Origin of the sequence: Streptomyces sp. NBC_00370 (assembly GCF_036084755.1) — a bacterium.
Taxonomy (GTDB): Bacteria; Actinomycetota; Actinomycetes; order Streptomycetales; family Streptomycetaceae; genus Streptomyces.
Genome location: NZ_CP107968.1, coordinates 7,747,810 through 7,768,309, shown reverse-complemented (window position 1 = coordinate 7,768,309; position 20,500 = coordinate 7,747,810). Strand labels below are relative to the sequence as shown.

The following is a 20,500-nucleotide window of genomic DNA, read 5'->3' as shown; positions in this document are numbered from 1 at the left end:
GTGCCTGCTCCACGATGACGTGCGCGTTCGTACCGCTGACGCCGAAGGCCGAGACACCGGCCCTGCGCGGCCGGCCGGTCTCCGGCCAGTCCGCGGGCTCACGCAGCAGCGAGACGGCCCCCGCCGACCAGTCGACGTGCCCCGAGGGGGTGTCGGCGTGCAGTGTCTTCGGCAGGGTGCCGTGCCGCATGGCCATCAGCATCTTGATCACCCCGGCGACACCGGCCGCGGCCTGGGTGTGGCCGATGTTGGACTTGACCGTGCCGAGCAGCAGCGGGTGTTCACGGCCCTGTCCGTACGTGGCCAGCAGCGCCTGTGCCTCGATCGGGTCGCCGAGGGTGGTACCGGTGCCGTGCGCCTCGACGGCGTCGATGTCGGTGGTGGCGAGTCCGGCGTCGGCGAGCGCCTGCCGGATGACGCGCTGCTGCGAGGGGCCGTTGGGGGCGGTGAGTCCGTTGGACGCGCCGTCCTGGTTGACGGCGGTGCCACGGATGACGCCGCGCACCTCGTGCCCGTTGCGTACGGCGTCGGAAAGCCTCTCCAGGACGAGAATGCCGACGCCCTCGGACCAGGCGGTGCCGTCGGCGCTGTCGGAGAACGCCTTGCACCGGCCGTCGGGGGCGAGGCCGCCCTGGCGGCTGAACTCGACGAAGGAGTCGGGGCTCGACATCACCGAGACGCCGCCCGCGATCACCAGCGAGCACTCCCCCGAGCTGAGTGCCTTGCCCGCCCAGTGCATGGCGACCAGCGAGGACGAGCAGGCGGTGTCGACGGTGACGGCAGGGCCTTCGAGGCCGAGCGCGTAGGAGAGCCGGCCCGACATGACGCTGGCGGTGTTGCCGGTGGCCACGTAGCCCTGCACGTCCGACGCCGACCTGCGCAGCAGGGTCGGGTAGTCCTGTCCGTTGGTGCCGACGAAGACGCCGGTGGTGGAGCCGCGCAGCGCCGAGGGGTCGATACCGGCCCGCTCCAGCGCCTCCCAGGTGGCTTCGAGCAGCAGCCGCTGCTGCGGGTCCATCGCCAGGGCCTCGCGGGGCGAGATGCCGAAGAAGCGGGCGTCGAAGTCGGCCACGCCGGTGAGGAATCCGCCTTCGAGGGTGTCGGAAGCGCCGGCGCCGAGGGCGTCGATGTCCCAGCCCCGGTCGGCGGGGAACGGGGAGATGCCGTCGCCGCCGTCCTGGAGGAGCCGCCACAGCTCCTCGGGCGAGGAGACCCCGCCGGGGAAGCGGCAGCTGATGCCGACGACCGCGATCGGGTCGTCGTCCACGGCAGGCCGGGTGGCCGCCGGGAGCGCCGGGGTCTCGGGCAGCGAGCCGAGCAGTTCGGCGAGCAGGAACTCCGCCATCTCGTTCGGCGTGGGCAGGTCGTAGACGAGCGAGGCGGGCAGGGTGAGCCCGGTGACGGCGGAGAGGCTGTTGCGCAGTTCGAGGGTGGTCAGCGAGTCGAAGCCGAGGTCGCGGAAGGCGCGGTCGTCCTCGATGTTCCTCGCGTCGGAGTGCCCCAGGACGGCGGCGACCTGGGCGCGCAGCAGATCGAGCATGTGACGGCCGCGTTCGGCCTCGGGGAGTTCCGCGAGCCGCCGGCGCAGCTCGGGTTCGCCGGACGCGGTCCCCGCGGCGGCGACGGCTGCCTGCCGGATCTCGGGCAGGTCGGCGACGAACGGCAGCGGGCGGGTGGCGGCGAAGGCGGTACGGAAGCGGCTCCAGTCGATGTCGGCTATCGCGACGGCCGTGTCGTCGTGTTCGACGGCCTGGAACAGGGCGCGCACGGCGGGCTCCGGTGCCAGCGGCTCGAATCCGCCGCGCCGCACCCGGCTCTCGATCTCGGCGGCGTCGGCGACCATGCCGGAGCCGGCCCAGGGGCCCCAGGCGACGGACAGCGCCGTCAGACCGTGGGCGCGCCGGTATTCGGCGAGCGTGTCGAGATAGGCGTTGGCGGCGGCGTAGTTGCCCTGCCCGGCGGCGCCGAAGACGCCCGCTGTGGAGGAGAAGAGGACGAACGCCGACAGGTCGAGGTCGGCGGTGAGCTGGTGCAGGTTGAGTGCGGAGACGACCTTGGAGCGCAGTACCGGGGTGAGGTTGTCCGCTGTCAGTGCGTCCACGACGCTGTCGGCGACGACTCCGGCCGTGTGGAACACCGCGGTGAGCGGCGCGTCGTCGGGAACGGTGGCGAGCAGATCCGCCAGGGCGTCGTGGTCGGCGGCGTCGCAGCCCGCGATGGTGACCCGGGCACCCAGCTCCTCCAGTTCGGCGCGCAGTTCGGCGGCGCCGGGCGCCTCCGCGCCGCGCCGGCTGGTGAGCAGCAGATGGCAGGCGCCGGCCCTGGCGAGCCCGCGGGCGAGGTGCCCGCCGAGGCCGCCGGTGCCGCCGGTGATCAGTACGGTGCCGGACGTGTCGAGCCGGCGGCCGTCGGCTGCGGGTCCCGCCGGGCTGTGGGCGAGGCGGCGTACGAACACGCCGGAGGCGCGTACGGCGGCCTCGCTCTCGTCCGTCGTGCCGGCCAGGACGCCGCGCAGCCGGCGTGCGGCGTGCGAGTCGAGCTGTTCGGGCAGGTCGACGCAGCCGCCCCAGCGGTCGGGGTGTTCGAGTGCGACGACACGGCCGAGGCCCCAGACGGCGGCCTGGTCGAGGCTGACGGCGTGTTCGGAGCGGCCGACGGAGACGGCGCCCCGGGTGACGTTCCACAGCGGCGCTTCGATCCCCGCGTCGCCGAGCGCCTGCACGGCGGCGGTCGTCAGGGTCAGGGCCACGGGTACGCCGGTGTGCGCGGCGCGTTCGCAGTCGGCGAGGGCGAGCAGGGACAGGACGCCCGCGAAGTCGCCCTCCTCCTCGCCGGTCCGGGTCAGTCGCGCGGCGAGCGCGGCGCGGTCGGTCTCGGCGACCTCGACCGTGACGGTGTCCGTCCCGAGCGCGCGGACGACATCGGCGGACCAGTCGGCGTCCTCTAGCCGGGCGGGGGTCAGGACGAGCCAGCGCCCGGAGAGGGCGGCCGGCGCGGCTGCGGCGCTCTGCGGCTTCCAGGTGACGCGGTAGCGCCAGGCGTCGGCGGCCGACTCCTCGCCGCGCCGGCGCCGCCAGGCGGTGAGGGCCGGCACCATCGCGGTGACCGTGTCGTCGTCCAGGCCGAGCGAGGCGGCGAGCGACGTCACGTCGTCCCGCTCCACCGCCGACCAGAACTCGGCGTCCAGTGTGTTCTGCGCCGTCGGCGGTCCTGCCGTTTCGACAGCGGCCTCGGGCCAGTACCGCTCGCGCTGGAAGGCGTAGGTCGGCAGCTCGACCCGGCGTGCCCCGGTGTCCGCGAAGAAGGCGGACCAGTCGACGTCGACACCGTGCGCGTGCGCACCGGTCAACGCGGTTACCACGGACCGTACTTCGGGCCGGTCGCCGCGCAGCAGCGGAAGGAGCGCGGTGCGCGCCGCGTCGGGCAGGCTCTCGCGGGCCATGCCGCAGAGCACCGCGTCGGGGCCGAGTTCCAGGAACGTACGCACACCGGCGCGCTCGGAGAGCCAGCTCACGCCGTCGGCGAAGCGGACCGCGCTGCGGACGTGCCTGACCCAGTACTCCGCCGAGCACACCTGCTCGTCGGTGGCGAGTTCGCCGGTCACGTCGGAGACGAAGGGAATGGCCGGAGCGTGGTACGTGACGCCGCTCGCGATCCGGCCGAAGTCGTCGAGCATGGCGTCCATGAGCGGCGAGTGGAAGGCATGGCTCACCCGCAGCCGCTTGGTCTTGCGCCCCTCGGCGGCGATACGCGCGGCGAGTTCGACGACGGCGTCCTCGGCTCCCGCGACGACCACCGACGCCGGGCCGTTGACGGCGGCGATCGACACCTGGTCCTCGACACCGGCCAGCAGCGGAAGGACCTCGTCCTCGGCGGCCTGGAGCGAGATCATCGCGCCGCCCTCGGGCAGTGCCTGCATCAGCCGGCCGCGCGCGGCGACCAGGGCGCACGCGTCCGCCAGGGAGAGCACCCCCGCGACATGCGCCGCCGCCAGTTCACCGACGGAGTGCCCGGCCAGATAGTCGGGGGTCACACCCCACGACTCGGCCAGCCGGAACAGCGCGACCTCGACGGCGAACAGCGCGGGCTGCGCGTACTCGGTCCTGTCGAGGAGCGCGGCCTCGGGCGACTGCGGCTCGCTGAACATGATGTCGCGCAGCGGCCGGTCCAACTCACCGTCGATCCGGGCCAGTACGGCGTCGAAAGCGTCCGCGAACGCGGGGAACCGCTCGTACAACTCCCGTCCCATGCCGGGGCGCTGGCTGCCCTGGCCGCTGAACAGGAACGCGGTACGGCCGCGTCCCGTGCCGCCCTGGACCACGCCGGGGCCCGGCAGTCCGTCGCGCAGGGCCAGCAGCCCGCGCAGCAGTTCGTCGCGCTCCTCCGCCACGACGGCGGCCCTGCGGTCCAGGCTCGACCGCGAGGTGGCCAGCGAGAAGGCGAGGTCGGTGAGGTGTGCTTCGGGCCGCTCCTCCACCAGGGAGAGCAGCCGGCCCGCCTGGGCGCGCAGCGCCGCCTCGCTCCGGGCGGAGACCAGCAGCGGCACGACGCCGGGCCGGGGTTCGCGGTCGGGCGCGGCCTGCTCGGCCGGCTCCTCCGGGGGCGCCTGCTCCAGGATGGTGTGCACGTTGGTGCCGCTCAGCCCGAAGGACGAGACGGCGCCGCGCCGGGGCCGGCCGGTCTCGGGCCAGTCGGTCTGCTCGGTCAGCAGGTCGATGGCGCCGGACGACCAGTCCACGTGCGAGGACGGCGCGTCGATGTGCAGGGTCTTCGGCACGATGCCGTGCTGGAGCGCCTGGACCATCTTGATCACGCTGGCGACACCGGAGGCCATCTGCGTGTGGCCGATGTTGGTCTTCACCGAGCCGAGCAGCAACGGCCGCTCCGGGTCACGGTCCTGGCCGTACGTGGTCAGCAGGGCCTGCGCCTCGATCGGGTCGCCCAGCGCCGTACCGGTGCCGTGGCCCTCGATGACGTCGACCTCCCCGGCCTCCACCCCCGCGTTGGCGAGGGCCTGCCGGATCACCCGCTGCTGCGAGGGGCCGTTGGGCGCGGTCAGCCCGTTGGAGGCGCCGTCCTGGTTGACGGCGGAGCCGCGCACCACCGCCAGCACCTGGTGGCCGTTGCGCCGGGCGTCGGACAGGCGCTCCAGCAGGACGAGGCCGACGCCCTCGGCGAGCGTCATGCCGTCGGCGGCCTCGGCGTACGCCTTGCAGCGGCCGTCGACCGCGAGCGCCCGCTGCCGGCTGAAGCCGACGAAGGCGCTGGGGGTGGACATGATGCTGACGCCGCCGGCGAGCGCGAGGGTGCTCTCGCCGTTGCGCAGCGACTGGCAGGCCAGATGGAGTGCGACGAGCGAGGACGAGCAGGCGGTGTCGAGGGTGACGGCGGGGCCCTCGAAGCCGAAGAGGTAGGAGACCCGCCCGGAGAGGATGCTGGAGAGCGTGCCGGTGATCATGTGGCCTTCGGAGCCCTCGGCCGCGTTGGCCACCCCGGAGGTGTAGTCCTGGTAGCTGGCACCGATGAAGGTCCCGGTGAGACTGGAGCGCTGGGAGACCGGGTCGATCCCGGCGTGCTCGAAGGCTTCCCAGGACGTCTCCAGCAGCAGCCGCTGCTGCGGGTCCATGGCCACCGCTTCACGCGGCGAGATACCGAAGAATCCCGGGTCGAAGTCGGCGACGTCCTGCAGGAAGCCGCCCTGCACCGAGTACGTCCTGCCCGACCGGTCGGGGTCGGGGTCGTACAGTCCTTCGGCGTCCCAGCCCCGGTCGGCGGGGAAGCCGGAGATGGCGTCCGCGCCGTTCAGGACGAGCTTCCACAGCTCCTCCGACGAGGTGACCCCGCCGGGGTAGCGGCAGCTCATACCGATGATGGCGATCGGGTCGTCGTCGACAGGGGCCGACGGGGCGACGACCGCGGTGGCACCGGCCGCGCTCTGCGCCCCGGCCAGCTCCGACCGCAGGAAACCGGCCAGCGCCGCGGGGCTCGGATAGTCGAAGACCATCGTCGTCGGCAGCGTGAGACCGGTGACGGACGCGAGACGGTTCCGCAGCCCGACGGCGGTCAGCGAGTCGAAGCCGACGTCACGGAAGGCGCGCCCGTCGGGCAGCGCGTCGGCGGAGGTGAGGCCCAGCACGGACATGGCCTCGGCGCGGACCACTTCGAGCAGCAGCCGCTCCTGCTCGGCGACGGACAGCGCGCGCAGCCGCGCCACGAACTCGCCCTCCACGACGGTACCGGTGGCCTCGTCGGCGGCCTCGGTGAGCTTGCGCACCTCGGGCACGTCGGAGAACAGGGTCGTGGGGCGGCTCGAAGTGAAGACCGGGTAGTACGTGTCCCAGTCGACGTCGGCGACCGCGATCACGGTCTCGTCGTCGTCCAGGGCCCGCTTCAGACCGCTCAGCGCCAGCTGCGGGTCCATGAACTCCAGGCCGCTGCGGCGGATCTGTCCCGGGTCGACCCGGCCGATCTTGAGGTCGTCGGACCAGATGCCCCAGGAGAGCGACATCGCACGCAGCCCGCGGGCGCGGCGGTGGGCGGCGAGAGCGGCCAGGTAGGCGTTGCCCGCCACGTACGCGGCGTGCGCGCCGCTGGCCCACATGCCGGCCGTGGACGAGTAGAGGACGAAGTCGTCCAGGTCGTCGTCGAGCAGTTCGTCCAGGACCTGCGCGCCGACGACCTTCGCGTGCATGACGTCGGAGAAGGACTCCATGCTGGTCTCGGCGAGCGAGTGCAGCTCGATGAGCGCGGCGGTGTGCACGACGGTACGTACGGTGCGTCCGTCGGCCTTCAGCTCCGCCAACAGCGCGGCGACCGCGTCCCGGTCGGTCACGTCGCAGCCGACGACGGCCGCTTCCGTACCCAACTCGGCCAGTTCGGCGACGAGTTCGGCGGAGCCCGGCGCCTCGGCGCCGCGACGGCTGGTCAGCACCAGATGCTCGGCGCCCTGTCCGGCCAGCCAGCGGGCGAGATGCGGGGCGAGGGTGCCCGAGCCGCCGGTGATCAGGGTGGTGCCGCGCGGCTTCCAGTCACGCGAGGGTCCCTGCCGGCCGGCCGCGGCGCGGACGATACGGCGCGTGAAGACACCGGAGGCGCGGATGGCGAGTTGGTCCTCCTCGCCCAGTGCGCCCGCGAGGGCGGAGACGAGCCGCGAGGCGGCCCGCTGGTCGAGGACCGGCGGCAGATCGATCACACCGCCCCAGCGCTGCGGATGCTCCAGCGCCGTCGTCCACCCCACACCGGCCACCTGCGCCTGTACGGGAGACGTCACCTCGTCCGAACGGCCCGTGGAGACGGCGCCTTCGGTCAGGAACCACAACGGCGCCCCGGTCTCCGTGTCGCCCAGGGCCTGGACCAGCGAGACGGTGAGGGCCAGACCGAGCGACAGACCCGGGTAACGCTCCTCCGGCTGCTCGGCGGCGGCGAGTACGGACACGATCCCGGCGATCTCGTCGGTCTCCGCCCCGGTCTCCGCGCCGGTCTCAGCCAGCCGCTCCGCCAGCACCGCACGGTCGACACAGGACTCGTCCAGCACCAACCGCCGTACGTCTGCGCCCGATCCGGCCAACGCGCCGACGACACCTTCGTCGTCGATGCCCTCGGCGGACACCAGAAGCCAAACGCCCGAGAGGGATTTCGACGGGACGGTACTCACCGGGGACCACGAGGCCCGGTAGCGCCAGGAGTCGACGGTCGAGCGGTCGTGACGCGACCTGCGCCAGGACGACAGCGCCGGCAGCACGGCGGCCACCGAATCCTCGTCCGTACGCAGCGTCGAGGACAGCGCGGACAGATCCTCCTGCTCCACCGCCGCCCAGAACTCCGCGTCGGCCGGGTCGGTGGCGCCGACGTTCTCCGGCACCGGCGGTACGGCCCACAGGTGTTCGTGCTGGAAGGCGTAGGTCGGCAGGTCCACGCGCCGGGCGCCGGTACCGGCGAACACACCCGCCCAGTCGACATCGACACCCCGCACGAACACCTCGGCAGCCGACAACAGGAACCTCGACACACCACCCGTGTCACGACGCAACGTCCCCGTCGCCACAGCAGGCTCACCGGAATCATCAATCATGTCCTGCACCGACATCGTCAGCACCGGATGCGAACTCACCTCGACAAAGGCACGATGTCCCCCGTCCAGCAGGTCACGCACGGAGTCGGCGAACCTGACCCGCTGCCGCAAGTTGCGGAACCAGTACCCGGCGTCCATCTCCTCCGTATCCAGCCACTCGCCGGTCACCGTGGAGAAGAACGGCACCTCCGAAACACGCGGCCGCACCGGACCCAGCACGTCCAGGAGTTCGTCACGCAGATCCTCCACCTGCGCCGAATGCGACGCGTAATCCACCGCCACCCGACGCACCCGGACCTCTTCGCCCGTCAACTCGACCGACAGCCCGTCCAAAGCCTCGGGCTCACCCGAAACCACCACCGAACGCGGCCCGTTCACCGCAGCCACCGACACCCGACCCGACCACGACTCCAGCCGACCCTCCACCTCCGCCACCGGCAACGCGACGGACATCATCCCGCCACGCCCAGCCAGCCGCCGACCGATCGCCTGGCTGCGCAGTGCCACCACCCGCGCACCGTCCTGGAGGGACAGCGCCCCGGAGACGACGGCAGCCGCGATCTCGCCCTGCGAGTGGCCGACGACGGCCGCGGGCTCTACTCCGTGCGAGCGCCACAGCGCGGCCAGCGACACCATCACCGAGAAGGAGGCAGGCTGCACCACATCCACCCGCTCCAACGACGGCGCACCCACCCCACCACGCAACACATCCACCAACGACCAATCGGTGAACTCCGCCAACGCGGCCGCACATTCAGCAATCCGCTCCGCGAACACCGGCGACTCGTCCAGCAGGCGAGCCCCCATCCCCACCCACTGCGACCCCTGCCCCGGGAAGACGAACACCGTCTTCCCCTCCACATCGGCCACACCTCGGGCCACCACGGACGACGGTCCGTCGTTCTCGACGGCGCGCAGGGCGTCCAGCGGGTCCGCGTCCTCGGCGGGGACCACCACGGCCCGGTGCTCGAAGACGGAGCGGGATGCGACGAGCGAGTAGCCCACGTCGAGCGGGCTGGCGGCGGCTCCGGGGCTCTCCACGTACGACAGCAGCCGTCCGGCCTGCTCGCGTACGGCGGAGGCGGTACGCCCCGTCAGCAGCCACGGCACCACACCGCCGGCGACCGGCACGGGCTCGTCCGTGGGCTCGGGCGGCTCGGTCACGTCCTCGGCCGGGGCCTGCTCCAGCAGTGTGTGGGCGTTGGTGCCGCTGATGCCGAACGACGACACCGCCGCACGGCGCGGCCGACCCGTCTCGGGCCACTCCACCGCCTCCGACAACAAACGCACCGCACCCGACGACCAATCCACATGCGACGAAGGCAACTCCGCGTGCAACGTCCGGGGCAACACCCCGTTCCGCAACGCCATCACCATCTTGATGACACCGGCGACGCCCGCTGCGGACTGGGTGTGCCCGATGTTGGACTTGACCGAGCCGAGCAGCAGCGCGCGCTCCGGGTCGCGGTCCTTGCCGTACGTGGCGAACAGCGCCTGCGCCTCGATCGGGTCGCCGAGCGGCGTCCCCGTACCGTGCGCCTCCAGGGCGTCGATGTCCCCGGGATTCAGCCGGGCGTTGGCCAGGGCCTGCCGCATCACCCGTTGCTGCGAGGGGCCGTTGGGCGCGGTGAGTCCGTTGGACGCGCCGTCCTGGTTGATCGCCGAGCCGCGGACGACCGCGAGGACGGGGTGGCCGTTGCGCCGGGCGTCGGAGAGCCGTTCGACCAGCAGGATGCCGACGCCCTCGGCGAGCGTCATGCCGTCGGCGTCGTCGGAGAAGGCCTTGCAGCGGCCGTCCTGGGCGAGGGCCCGCTGCCGGCTGAACGCGACGAAGGGGGCGGGTGTGGTCATGACCGTGGCGCCGCCTGCGACGGCGAGTGTCGACTCGCCGTTGCGCAGGGACTGGCAGGCCAGGTGCAGGGCGACCAGCGAGGAGGAGCAGGCGGTGTCGACGGTGACGGCGGGGCCTTCGAGCCCGAACACGTACGAGATCCGCCCGGAGAGCACGCTCGGGCTGCTGCCGGTGACCATGTGGCCCTCGGCGCCGTCGCCCGCGCCCATGCCGTAGTCCTGGTAGCTGGATCCGATGAAGGTGCCGGTGAGACTGCCGCGCACGGCGGCGGGGTTGATGCCCGCGCGCTCGAAGGACTCCCAGGTGGTCTCCAGCAGCAGCCGCTGCTGAGGGTCCATCACCAGCGCCTCGCGCGGCGAGATCCCGAAGAACGTCGGGTCGAACTCGTCGGCCTCGTGCAGGAATCCGCCCTGCGTCGAGTAGGTCTTGCCCGGCCGGTCCGGGTCGGGGTCGAAGAGTCCCTGGGTGTCCCAGCCCCGGTTGACGGGGAATTCGCTCACGGCGTCGGCGCCGTTGGTGACGAGGTCCCACAGCTGCTCGGGCGAGCCGGCTCCGCCGGGGAAGCGGCAGCTCATGCCGATGATGGCGATGGGCTCGTCGTCGGCCGCCAGGGTGGCGACGGGCCCGGCCACCTCCAGCACGGCGCCCAGGATCTCGGAGCGCAGATACCGGGCCAGCTCCAGCGGGGTCGGGTAGTCGAAGACCATCGTGCTCGGCAGCGTCAGGCCGGTGACGGTGGACAGCCGCTTGCGCAGCTCGACGGCGGTCAGGGAGTCGAAGCCGATGTCGCGGAAGGCACGGCTTTCCGGTACGGCGTCGGCGGAGGTGTGTCCCAGCACGGCCGCAGCCTCGTCGCGGACGAGGCCGGCCAGCAGCCGGTCCTGCTCCGGTTCGGCCAGGGCGCGCACGCGCGTGACGAACTCGGAGGCGTCGGGGCCCGTTTCGCGTCCGGCGGCGCTCGTCAGCGCCCGGACCTCGGGCAGTCCCGCGAGCAGTGCGCTGGGCCGCCCCGAGGTGAAGACCGGCGCGTAGCGGTCCCAGTCGACGTCGGCGAGTGTGACGGTCACGTCCCGCTGGACGACGGCGCGGCGCAGTTCGGTCATCGCGGGACCCGGGTCGAGGAGGCCGAGACCCTGTCGCCGCAGGCTGTCGGACACCGTCTCGTCGGTGGCCATGCCCGCTTCGGCCCAGGGGCCCCAGGCCACGGAGGTGGCGGTGAGTCCGCGGGCGCGCCGGTCCTCGGCGAGGGCGTCCAGATAGGCGTTGGCCGCGCCGTACGCGCTCTGGTGCCCGCTGCCCCAGACACCGGCGATCGAGCCGAAGAGGACGAACAGGTCGAGTTCGCGGTCGCCGAGGAGGGCGTCGAGATGGGCGGCGCCGGCCAGTTTGGCCGAGGTGAGTTCGGCGAAGTCGGGAAGGCCGAGCTGGTCCAGCGGCCCGAAGTGGCCGACTCCCGCGGTGTGCACCACGCCGGTCAGCGGCAGGTCGGACGGGACGCCGTCCAGTACGGCGGCGAGCGCGTCGCGGTCGGCGACGTCGCAGGCGACGACGGAGACGGCGGCGCCCAATTCCTCCAGCTCCGCGCGGAGTTCGGCGGCGCCGGGGGCGTCGGGGCCGCGCCGGCTGGTGAGGATCAGGTGCTCGGCGCCGGAACGGGCCAGCCAGCGGCCCACCTCGGCGCCGAGGCCGCCGGTGCCACCGGTCACGAGCACGGTGCCGTGCGCGGTGAACTCAGCTGCCGTCGGCAGTTCTTCGACGGTGTGCCGGGCGAGCCGTCGGCCGAGGACGCCGGATGCGCGCAGCGCCACCTGGTCCTCGCCGTCGGGGGTGTCCTTGGTGGCGAGGATGCCCGCCAGCCGCTGTCCCGCCTGCTGGTCGAGTGTGCCCGGCAGGTCGATGAGACCGCCCCAGCTCTGCGGGTGTTCCAGGGCTGCGACCCGGCCGAGCCCCCAGGCGGCTGCCTGGACGGGCCGGGTGACGGGGTCGGCCGGCCCGGTCGAGACGGCGCCCCGGGTGGCCGTCCACAGCCGTCCGGCCGACCCGGTGTCGCCCAGGGCCTGTACGAGCGCGACGGTCAGCGCGAGCCCGTTGGTGAGCGGCGGGTACGCGGCGCTGGGGCGTTCGTCCACGGGGAGGACGGAGAGTAGGTTCGCCGTGCTGTCGAAGTCCTCGGTGGCCTGGAGCCGCGCGGCCAGTACGGCACGGTCGGCGCAGGAGGCGTCGAGCACCACCCGGCGTACCCGCGCGCCGTGGGCGCTGAGCGCGCCCGCCAGGTCGTCGCAGAGGGTGTCGTCGGTGCCCTCGGACTCCTCGGCGCTGACGACCAGCCAGGTGCCGTCCAGCACCGGGGCACCGGGCTTGCGCGGAGCGGTCCACTCGACCCGGTAGCGCTGGGAGTCGAGCAGGGTCTTCTCCTGCTTGCCGCGGCGCCAGGAGGTCAGCGCGGGCAGCAGGGAGCCGAGGGTGGTGTGCTCCTGGTCGCCGAGTCCGAGGATGGTGGCCAGTTCGTCGGCGTCGCCGCGCTCCACCGCGGCCCACAGGCGCTGGTCGCCGGGGTCGGCCAGCTCGGTGGTGGCCGGGGCGCCGAGTGCGGGCGTCTGCGGCCAGTAGAACTCGTGCTGGAAGGCGTAGGTGGGCAGGTCGACGCGGCGGGCGCCGCTGCCGGCGAACCACGCGGGCCAGTCCACGCCGACGCCGTGCACCTGGAGCCGGGCGAGCGCGGTGGTGACGGCGGTCTCCTCGGCGCGGTCGGCGCGCAGCAGCGGGACCAGTTCGGCGTCGTACTCGTCGCCGAGCGTGTCCTGCGCCATCGCGGTGAGCGGTGCGTCGGGGCCGACCTCGACGAAGGTGGTGACGCCGGCGTCGCGCAGGGTCCGTACGCAGTCGGCGAAGCGGACGGCTTCGCGCACCTGGGCGACCCAGTAGTCGGGCGAGCACACCTGCTCGTCCGTGACCTGCCGTCCGGTCAGGTTGGAGATCAGCGGGATGTCCGGCGCGGTGAAGGTCAGCCCTGCGGCGACCTCGCGGAACGCGTCGAGCATCGCGGCCATCCGGGGCGAGTGGAAGGCATGGCTCACCCGCAGGCGCTTGGTCTTGCGCCCCTGGGAGGCGAACGAGTCGGCGATCTCCAGAATCGCGTCCTCGTCGCCGGAGATCACCACAGAGGTGGGGCCGTTGACGGCGGCGACCGACACGCCGTCGGTGAGCAGGGGAACGATCTCGTCCTCGGTGGCCCGCACCGCGACCATCGCACCGCCGGCCGGCAGCGCCTGCATCAGCTTGCCGCGCGCGGCGACCAGGGCGCACGCGTCCGGCAGGGACAGCACCCCGGCGACGTGGGCCGCCGCGATCTCACCGATCGAATGCCCTGCGACGAAGTCGGGCTTGACGCCCCAGGACCGGACGAGCCGGAACAGCGCCACCTCGACGGCGAACAGCGCGGGCTGGGTCCAGCCCGTCTCGTCCAGCAGCGCGGCCTCAGCGGTGCCCTCGGCGGCGAACAGCACGTCGCGCAGCGGGCGGTCGAGCAGCGGGTCGAGTTCGGCGAGTACGGTGTCGAGCGCTTCGGCGAACGCCGGGAAGCACTCGTACAGTTCGCGTCCCATGGCGGGCCGCTGGCTGCCCTGCCCGGTGAAGAGCAGGGCTGTCTTGCCGCGCCGTGCGGCCTCGCCCTCGACCACCCCGGCGTCGGTCCTGCCGGTGGCGAGCGCGGTGAGCGCGCGCAGCAGCGAGTCGCGGTCCCCCGCCACCACCGCAGCGCGCCTGTCGAACTGCGAGCGGGTGGTGGCCAGCGAGAACGCGCCGTCCAGCAGGGTGAGTTCGGGCCGTGCGCGTACGTACGACAGCAGCCGCGCCGCCTGACCGCGCAGGGCGTCTCGGGTGCGGCCCGAGATCAGCCACGGTACGACTGCGGGCGCCGCGGTCCCGGCAGGTGTCCCGGCAGCGGGTGCTGCCGCCGGCGCCGGCGCGGGCTGCTCGATGATGGTGTGGACGTTGGTACCGCTGATGCCGAACGAGGAGACGGCGGCGCGGCGCGGGCGGTCGCCCTGCGGCCAGGCGGTCTGCTCGGTCAGCAGCTCGACGGCGCCCTCGGTCCAGTCCACGTGGGAGGAGGGGGCGTCGACGTGGAGTGTCCTGGGCAAGCTGCCGTGCCGCATCGCCATGATCATCTTGATGATTCCGGCGACGCCCGCGGCGGCCTGGGTGTGGCCGATGTTGGACTTCACGGACCCGAGCAGCAACGGCCGCTCCGGGTCCCGGTCCCTGCCGTACGTGGCGAGCAGCGCCTGCGCCTCGATCGGGTCGCCCAGCGTCGTGCCCGTACCGTGCGCCTCGACGGCGTCGACCTCGTCGGGGACGAGTCCGCCACTGGCGAGCGCCTGGCGGATCACCCGCTGCTGCGACGGGCCGTTGGGGGCCGTCAAACCGTTGGACGCGCCGTCCTGGTTCACAGCGCTGCCGCGCACGACGGCGAGGACCTGGTGGCCGTTGCGCAGCGCGTCGGACTGGCGCTCCAGGACGAGCATGCCGACGCCCTCGGACCAGCCGACCCCGTCGGCGGAGTCGGAGAACGCCTTGCAGCGACCGTCGGGCGACAGACCGCCCTGCCGGGAGAACTCCACGAACACGGACGGTGTCGACATCACGGTGACGCCGCCGGCCAGGGCGAGCGAGCACTCACCCGAGCGCAGGGCCTGGATGGCCCAGTGCATGGCGACCAGCGACGACGAGCACGCGGTGTCGACGGTGACGGCCGGCCCTTCGAGTCCCAGTGTGTACGAGACCCGGCCCGACGCCAGGCTCGCCGAACTGCCGCCGCCCCGGAAGCCCTCGAACTCGGGGCCGGCCAGTACGGCGCTGTAGTCGCTGTACATCACACCGGCGAACACACCGGTCGCGCTGCCGCGCAGCGACCGCGGGTCGACACCCGCCCGCTCGACGGCCTCCCACGACGCCTCCAGCAGCAGCCGCTGCTGCGAGTCGGTGGCCAGCGCCTCACGGGGGCTCATCCCGAAGAACTCCGGGTCGAACTCGCCCGCGTCGTACAGGAATCCGCCCGAGCGGGTGTACGCGGTGCCCGCGTGGTCCGGGTCCGGGTGGTACAGCGACTCGACGTCCCAGCCACGGTTGACCGGGAAGCCGGAGACCGCGTCGCCGCCCTCGGTCACCAGCTGCCACAGGTCTTCCGGCGAGGTCACCCCGCCGGGGTAGCGGCAGCTCATGCCCACGATCACGATCGGATCGTCGCCCACCGCCGCCGTCCGGGTGGTGGCGGGCGCGGCGGCGTCCGCGCCGAGCAGTTCGTCGAGGATGTAGGTGGCCAGACTGCGCACGGTCGGGTAGTCGAAGACGAGCGTGGCGGGCAGCCGCAGCCCGGTCGCCGTGTTGAGCCGGTTCCGCAGCTCCACGGCCGTCAGTGAGTCGAAGCCCAGGTCGCGGAAGGCGCGTTCGGCGTCGATGTCCTCGCCGCTCGCATGGCCGAGTACGAGGGCGACCTGGCCGCGGACCAGGTCCAGCAGCATGTCGTGCCGGTCGGTCTCCTCCAGCCGGTTCAGCCGCTGGACGAGATCGTTCGCCGTCGCGGAGCCGGCGACGGCGGCCCTGCGGGAGCGGGTACGGATCAACGACCGCAGCAGCTGCGGGACTTCACCCTGCGACCGCAGGACGGCCAGGTCCAGCCGCACCGGTGCCACGGCCGCCTCGCCGGTGGCCAAGGCCGCGTCGAACAGCGCGACACCCTGCTCGACCGACAGCGGGGGCATGCCGGAGCGGGCCATACGCCGCAGGTCGTCCTCGGTCACACCGCCGGTCATGCCGCCGGTGCTGTCCCACGGGCCCCAGGCCAGCGACACTCCGGGCAGGCACTCGGCGCGCCGGCTCTCCACCAGGGCGTCCAGGAAGGCGTTGCCCGCCGCGTAGTTGGCCTGTCCCGCGCTGCCGAACAGACCGGCCACGGACGAGAACACCACGAACGCGGACAGGTCGAGATCACGGGTCAGCTCGTGCAGGTTCCAGGCCGCGTCCGCCTTAGGACGCAGCACCGTGTCCAGCCGCTCAGGAGTCAGCGAACCGACCACACCGTCGTCCAGCACCCCGGCCGTATGCACCACGGCGGAGACGGAATGCGCGGAGAGCAGCGCGGCCAGCGCCTCACGGTCGGCCACATCACACGCCTCGACGGCGACCTCGGCACCATGCACCCCGAGTTCGGCCACCAACTCCGCCGCGCCCTCGGCCTCCTGGCCCCGGCGGCTGACGAGCAGCAGCTGCCGTACGCCGTGTTCCACCACCAGGTGCCGTGCCAGTACGGCGCCCAGACCACCCGTGCCGCCGGTGATCAGCACACTGCCGCCGGCGCTCCACTCCGGGCCGACGCCCGTGCCGCCGGCGGTCCGCCGGCGCACCAGCCGGCCGGCCCGCACCTCGCCGCCGCGTACGACCAGTTGGGGCTCGTCGACGCCCAGCGCCCGGCGCGGCAGTGCGGCCGGCGTCTCGGGATCCAGGTCGACCAGACCGAACCGGCCGGGGTGCTCCGTCTGCGCGGAGCGGATCAGGCCCCACACCGACGCGGCGGCCACATCACGGCCACCGACGGCGCCCCGCGTCACGAACACCAGTCGCGCTCCGGCGAACCGCTCGTCGGCCAGCCAGGCCTGCGCCGTCGCGAGCGCGTCCGCCGCCAGCGTGTGGGCGGAGTCCGCCGCGTTGTCGGTCATGCCGCCGGTGACAGCGGTCAGTACGACGTCCGGGACCGGCGAGTCCGCCGCCGCCAGGGAGGGCAGATCGGGGTGGGTCACGGCGGTGCCCGCCGCTGCCAGGTCGTCGGCGAGCCCGAACACGTCGGTGCCGACCAGGGCCACCCGTCCGGGGTCCGTCGTGCCGGTCCGTACCGGGATCCAGTCGAGACCGAACAGCGCGTCCCTGCCCACCAGGGCGACGGCGCCGAACTGCTGCGCCGCGACGGGCCGCAGCACCAGTGCCTCGACGGAGACGACCGGCCGGCCCGACGTGTCGGCCACGGCGAGCGACACCGCGTCCTCGGCGGCGGGGGTCAGCCGTACGCGCAGCGCGGAGGCGCCGGTCGCGTGCAGCGACACGCCCTCCCAGGAGAAGGGCAGCCCGCCCTGGCTCTCCGTGCCGAGCTGTGCGAAGGCGGCGGCGTGCAGGGCCGCGTCGAGCAGCGCCGGGTGCAGTCCGAACGCGTCGGCCTCGGCCTCGCCGCCCTCGGGCAGCACGACCTCGGCGTACACCTCGTCGTCCCGGCGCCAGACGGCCCGCAGGCCCCGGAAGACCGGGCCGTACTCGAAGCCCTCGTCGGCCAGTTGGGGGTAGAGCCCTTCGATCGCCACCGGTTCGGCGCCGGCCGGGGGCCAGACGTCGGTGTCGAGGACGGAGCGCTCGTCGCCGATCTCACCGACGGCGAGCACACCGGTGGCGTGCCGGGTCCAGGCGCCCTCGTCGCTTCCCTCGGGGCGGGAGTAGACGTTCACGGTGCGGCGGCCGGAGTCGTCGGGGTTGCCGATCCACAACTGGACCTGGACCGCGCCCTGTTCGGGAAGGATCAGCGGCGCCCCCAGGGTCAGCTCCTCGACCCGGTCGCAGCCGACCTCGTCGCCCGCCCGGACGGCCAGCTCCAGGAACGCGGTGCCGGGGAGCAGTGTGGTGCCGCGTACGGCGTGGTCGGCGAGCCACGGGTGGGACTGGAGCGAGAGCCTGCCGGTGAGCAGGACCCCGTCGGAGTCGGCCAGGGAGACGGCGGCGGAGAGCAGCGGGTGGTGGGCCGCGCCCAGTCCGGCGGCCCGCAGGTCGGCGGTGTGTCCCTGGCTGCCCTTGGGCCAGTACCTGCGGCGCTGGAAGGCGTAGGTGGGCAGGTCGGCCCGGCGGGCGCCGGTGCCTTCGAAGTAGTCGTCCCAGCGGACGGCGACACCGCGCACGTGCAGACCCGCGAGGGCCGTGGTGACGGTGTGGGTCTCCGGGCGGCCGGCCCGCAGTACGGGCAGTGCGGTGGCGCCGTCGGCCGCGGCGGCCTCGATGCCGTCCTCGGTCATGGCGGACAGGACGCCGTCGGGGCCGAGTTCGAGGAAGGTGGTGACGCCGTGGCCGAGCAGCCAGTCGACTCCGTCCGCGTACCGTACGGCGCGCCGGACATGGTCCACCCAGTAGTCGGCGGAGGTCACCTGTGCGACGGTCGCGGGCTCACCGGTGACGTTGGAGACGAACGGCGTCAGCGGGGCCTGGAGACTCAGTCCTTCGACCACGGCGCGGAACTCCGCCAGCATCGGTTCCATGAGCGGCGAGTGGAAGGCGTGCGAGACCCGGAGCCGCTTGGTCTTGCGCCCTTCGGCCTCCAGCCGTGCGGCGATCTCGCCGACCGTCTGCTCGTCACCGGAGAGTACGAGGGCGGCGGGGCCGTTGACGGCCGCGAGGGAGACCTGGTCCTCGTGTCCCGCCAGCAGTGGCGCGACCTCGTCCTCGGTGGCCTGTACGGCGACCATCGCGCCGCCTGCGGGCAGGGCCTGCATCAGCCGGCCGCGGGCCGCGACGAGGGTGGCGGCGTCGCCGAGGGAGAGCACCCCTGCCACATGGGCGGCGGTGATCTCGCCGATCGAGTGACCGGTCAGGTAGTCGGGCTTGATGCCCCAGGACTCCACGAGCCTGGCCAGGGCGACCTCGACGGCGAACAGGGCGGGCTGCGCGTACTCCGTACGGTCCAGCGCTTCGGCGTCCTCGCCCCACAGCACGTCGCGCAACGGCCGGTCCAGCCGGTCGTCCAGCTCGCCGAGCGCAGCGTCGAGGGCTTCGGCGAAGACCGGGAAGCGGCCGTACAGTTCCCGGCCCATGCCCAGCCGCTGGGAGCCCTGTCCGGTGAAGAGGAACGCCAGTTTGCCGTCGCCCTGGGTCGCGCCCCGCACCAGGTCGGCCGCCGGCGTGTCCTCGGTGAGTGCGGTCAGTCCGGCGAGCGCGGCGGCGCGGTCGGCGGCCAGGATCACGGCGCGGTGCTCGAAACCGGCCCGGGTGGTGGCCAGCGAGAAGGCCGTGTCGACCAGCGGCGCGGGAGCGGGCTCCGCCTCCAGCGCGGCGAGCAGTGCGGCGGCCTGGGCGCGCAGCGCCTCGGGGGTCCGCCCGGACAGCGGTACGGGTACGACACCGGGCTCGACGGTGGGTTCGGTGTGCGTACTGCCCGTGGCGTCGGTGTCAGCCGCTCCGGTGTCCGCGGCCTCGGGTTCGGGTGCCTGTTCGACGATGGTGTGCGCGTTGGTGCCGCTGATGCCGAACGAGGAGACGGCGGCGCGCCGGGGCGCGCCGGTCTCGGGCCAGGCGGTGTTCCGGTCGAGGACCTTGACGGCGCCCTGCGTCCAGTCCACGTGCGAGGAGGGCTCGTCGGCCAGGAGTGTGCGCGGCAGTACGCCGTGCCGCATCGCCATGACCATCTTGATGACACCGGCGACACCGGCCGCCGCCTGGGTGTGGCTGATGTTGGACTTGACCGAGCCGAGCAGCAGCGGACGGCTCGCGTCGCGGTCGCGCCCGTACGTCGCCAGCAGGGCCTGTGCCTCGACGGGGTCGCCGAGCGTGGTGCCGGTGCCGTGCGCCTCGACGACGTCGATCTCGTCGGCCGAGAGCCGGGAGTTGATGAGGGCCTGCTGGATGACTTCCTGCTGGGAGGGGCCGTTCGGCGCGGTGAGGCCGTTCGACGCGCCGTCCTGGTTGACGGCGCTGCCCCGCACGACGGCCAGGATCTCGTGGCCGTTGCGCCGGGCGTCGGAGAGCCGTTCCAGTACGACGATGCCGACGCCCTCGGCCCAGCCCGTGCCGTCGGCGGAGTCGCCGAAGGAGCGGCAGCGGCCGTCGGCCGAGAGGCCGCCCTGCCGGCTGAACTCGACGAAGGTACCGGGGCTCGACATGACGGTGACGCCGCCGGCCAGCGCGAGGGTGCACTCCCCCGCGCGCAGCGCCTGTGCGGCGAGATGGATGGCCACCAGGGACGACGAGCAGGCGGTGTCCACCGTGACGGCGGGGCCGACCGTGCCGAACGAGTAGGAGATCCGGCCGGACAGGACACTGCCCGTGTTGCCGGTGAGCTGGAACCCTTCGGCGCCGTCGGCGGGCCCGACCCGGTAGTCCTGGGCCATCGCGCCCATGAACACACCGGTCTGGCTGCCCTTGACCGAGGTGGGGTCGATGCCCGCGCGCTCGAAGGCCTCCCAGGCGGATTCGAGCACGACGCGCTGCTGCGGGTCCATCGCGACGGCCTCGCGCGGCGAGATGCCGAAGAAGTCGGCGTCGAAGTCGGGCGCGTCGTGCAGGAAGCCGCCGGAGGTCGTGCTGGACGAGGCGAGCGCCTCGGCGTCCCAGCCACGGTCGGCGGGGAACTCGGTGATGCCGTTCTCGCCGGCCTCGACCATCCGCCACAGGTCTTCCGGCGACGACACACCGCCGGGGTAGCGGCAGGTCATACCGACGATGGCGATCGGCTCCCGGGCCGACGTCTCCAGTTCGCTCACCCGCTGGCGCGTCCGTCGGAGATCGGCGGTCGCAAGCTTGAGGTAGTCCCGGAGCTTCTGTTCGTTGTCCAT

General features: G+C 73.2%; 1 protein-coding gene (cut by a window edge). It reads right to left on the bottom strand.

Annotated elements, in window-relative coordinates; genetic code table 11:
* Positions 1 to 20,500, bottom strand: the 5' portion of a protein-coding gene (locus OHS57_RS34330; protein WP_328584461.1) for a type I polyketide synthase. Its footprint begins 8,102 nt before the window's first position; 20,500 of the gene's 28,602 nt are visible here — the first part of the coding sequence; it begins with the start codon at positions 20,498 to 20,500; the stop codon falls past the left edge of the window.